Origin of the sequence: Euzebya sp. (genome assembly GCF_964222135.1) — a bacterium.
Lineage (GTDB): Bacteria > Actinomycetota > Nitriliruptoria > Euzebyales > Euzebyaceae > Euzebya.
Map to the genome: position 1 here is coordinate 1 of NZ_CAXQBR010000052.1, position 2427 is coordinate 2427.

Genomic DNA, 2427 nt, shown 5'->3' on the forward strand with positions numbered 1-2427 from the left:
TGGAGGGTCCGAAGCGGTCGTCGATGTCCTCGACGATGTCGGGGAGGGGGGTGCCGGCGTCGAGGTGGTCGCGGACGGCGTCGGCTTCGGCGATGCAGATGCCACATCCGGCTCCGTGGGCTTCCCACCCGCCGTCGGCCCGGAGGAAGCAGTCGGTCAGCTTGGTGTGGTCGAACGCCGCCTCACAGCCGCAGTAGCAGCGGACGTGGTCGTAGGTGTCGGCGTGCTCAGCGGCGTGGCGATACCGCTCAGCCATGACGTCGTCGACGCTGGTGAGGTCCAGCACCCCGTCGGGGGAGATGCGGCCCATCGGCGCCGCAGCGGTGGTCGAGGCCTGGGGGTCGACGACCGTGGTCAGCCCGATCGTCAGCACGATCCCGACGGCAACCGCCGTCGCGAGCGCGACGAAACCGGCGATGAGCCGCAGACGGCTAGCCTGTGACCTCCCGTCGTCGGGAGCGGTGTCCGGTGGAAGGGTCATCGGAGCCGTTCCAGGGTGTCGGCGGTGTCGGTGTCGGTCCGGGGCCTCGCCGCTCGCGCGGGTTCGGGCCGTGCGGTGACGTCAGGTCGGGCCAGCCACCACAGGGCGGCGCCCATGACGAGCGGGCAGACCAGCACTGCTGCGAGGACGCCGATGCTGCCCGCGGCGCCACCGGACAGCGCCACGACCGCGAGCGCGATGGCGACCCCGACGCCACAACCGATGAGGTGGTTCTTGTGCATGCCGGCACTGTCGGCGGGCGGTGTGTAGAACCTGTGGAGATGCGGGGTAGCCGCGGCGTTTTCAGTCCGTACCACGTGCAGAGCGGACAGCGGGGCGGGATGCTCGGGGTGATGACATCCACCGTGCTGCTCGTCGAGGACGAGTCGAAGATCCGCACCCTCGTGCGCAGCTACCTCGAACGCGCTGGGCTCCTGGTGGTGTCGACGGGGTCGGGCGCCGAGGCGCTGACCCTCCATCACCAGGCGTCCCCCGACCTCATCGTCCTGGACCTCGGACTGCCGGACATCGCCGGGGAGACCATCGCCGCTGAGATCCGCCGCACGTCGGCCACGCCGATCCTGATGCTGACTGCCAAGGCGGGGGAAGCTGACCGCATCGCGGGCCTGGAGCTTGGGGCCGACGACTATCTGACCAAGCCGTTCAGCCCACGCGAGCTCGTCCTCCGCGTGCAGGCGATCCTGCGTCGCTCAGGCGCCGCGGACGGCGGCGACATCGCTACGAGCTTCGGTGAGGGGTGGGTCGTCATCGACGTCGACCGACGTGAGGTGATCGTCGCTGGCGCCGTGGTGGAGCTCACCCCGACCGAGTGGACCCTCCTGACCGCCCTGACCGCGTCACCGGGCCGGGTGTTCAGCCGCTTCGAGTTGATCAACCGGATTCGGGGGCATGAGTTCGACGGGTACGAGCGGACCGTCGACAGCCACGTGAAGAACCTCCGCCGCAAGATCGAACAGGACCCGTCCGACCCGCAGCTGGTGACCACCGTGATGGGTGTCGGCTACCGCTTCGGGCTGCCCCGTGACCCCCGCTAGCCGTCGGGGTTCCCTCGCGCTGCGCCTGGCCGCGGCGTTCGTCACCGTCGCCGTCGCCGCCGTCGTGGTCCTGGCGGGGCTGATCGTCGTCGCCACCGACGCCCAGACCCGGCGGCTGCTCGACCGCGAGCACCGCATCGCGACGGAGGCCGCAGCGGCCGCGGCCGCCGCCGCCTACGCCGACGCCGGCGGGTGGACCGACGCCGACCTCGACACGACGGCCGCGGTGGCCGCGAGCGCCGAAGCCCGCCTGGTCGTCACCGGCCCCGACGGTGCGGTGGTCGCCGCGCCCACCGACCAGACGGCGGAGATGATGGCCGCGATGCACGGCGTCGCCACCGTCGAGCAGCCGCGCGGCCGCCCGTTCACCGCCGACGTGGTCGTGGACGGCGAGGTGACCGGGGCGGTGTCCCTTACCTTCCCAACCGCGCACGGAGGGCCGGCGGATCAGCTGCGCTCCGCGCTGTGGCGCACCGCGGTCATCGGCACCCTCCTGGCCACCGCCGTCGCCCTCGGCGTCGCGGTGGTCGTGGCCCGTCGCCTGACCCGACCGGTCACCGCCCTGACCGCTGCGGCGTCGCGTCTCGCCGCCGGAGACACCACCGCCAGGGCAGACGTGGCTGCGCCCGGCGAGTTGGGCGTGCTGGCCCACACCTTCGACGATATGGCCGATCGCCTGGAGACCACCGCACGGGCGCGCCGGCAGATGGTCGCCGACATCGCCCACGAGCTCCGCACACCCTTGGCGATCCTCCACGGGGAGGCCGAAGCCCTCCTCGACGGCGTCACCCAACCCGACGACGCCGCGCTCGCCTCCCTCCACGACGAGATCGTCCGGCTCACCCGCCTTGTCGGCGATCTGGAGACCCTCGCCGCAGCCGACGCCGCGCG

The 2427-nt window shown here is 72.2% G+C and carries 4 protein-coding genes; 2 read left to right on the forward strand and 2 right to left on the reverse strand.

The window, feature by feature from the left end:
- Both ACEQ2X_RS12085 and ACEQ2X_RS12090 read right to left on the reverse strand, forming a co-directional pair.
- Positions 1–481: PCYCGC motif-containing (lipo)protein (locus ACEQ2X_RS12085; RefSeq protein WP_370326066.1), on the reverse strand; the 481-nt coding region annotated here is incomplete at its 3' end.
- Positions 478–723 (reverse strand): hypothetical protein, encoded by a 246-nt coding sequence (locus ACEQ2X_RS12090; protein ID WP_370326067.1) that lies wholly within the window; start codon positions 721–723, stop codon positions 478–480. The genes ACEQ2X_RS12090 and ACEQ2X_RS12085, both read right to left, overlap by 4 nt.
- Before the next feature lie 111 nt (positions 724–834).
- On the opposite strand from ACEQ2X_RS12090, the gene ACEQ2X_RS12095 reads away from it, so the two are divergent.
- Both ACEQ2X_RS12095 and ACEQ2X_RS12100 read left to right on the forward strand, forming a co-directional pair.
- The gene (locus tag ACEQ2X_RS12095) at positions 835–1536 is read left to right on the forward strand and encodes a response regulator transcription factor (protein ID WP_370326068.1); all 702 of its coding nucleotides are present in this window, start codon (positions 835–837) and stop codon (positions 1534–1536) included.
- Positions 1523–2427: HAMP domain-containing protein (locus ACEQ2X_RS12100; RefSeq protein ID WP_370326069.1), on the forward strand; the 905-nt coding region annotated here is incomplete at its 3' end. The genes ACEQ2X_RS12095 and ACEQ2X_RS12100, both read left to right, overlap by 14 nt.

Excerpts from the sequence above, each read along its gene's own strand:
- ACEQ2X_RS12090 (WP_370326067.1), bottom strand. The coding sequence starts at position 723 with ATGCACAAGAACCACCTCATCGGTTGTGGCGTCGGGGTCGCCATCGCG.
- ACEQ2X_RS12095 (WP_370326068.1), top strand. The coding sequence starts at position 835 with ATGACATCCACCGTGCTGCTCGTCGAGGACGAGTCGAAGATCCGCACC.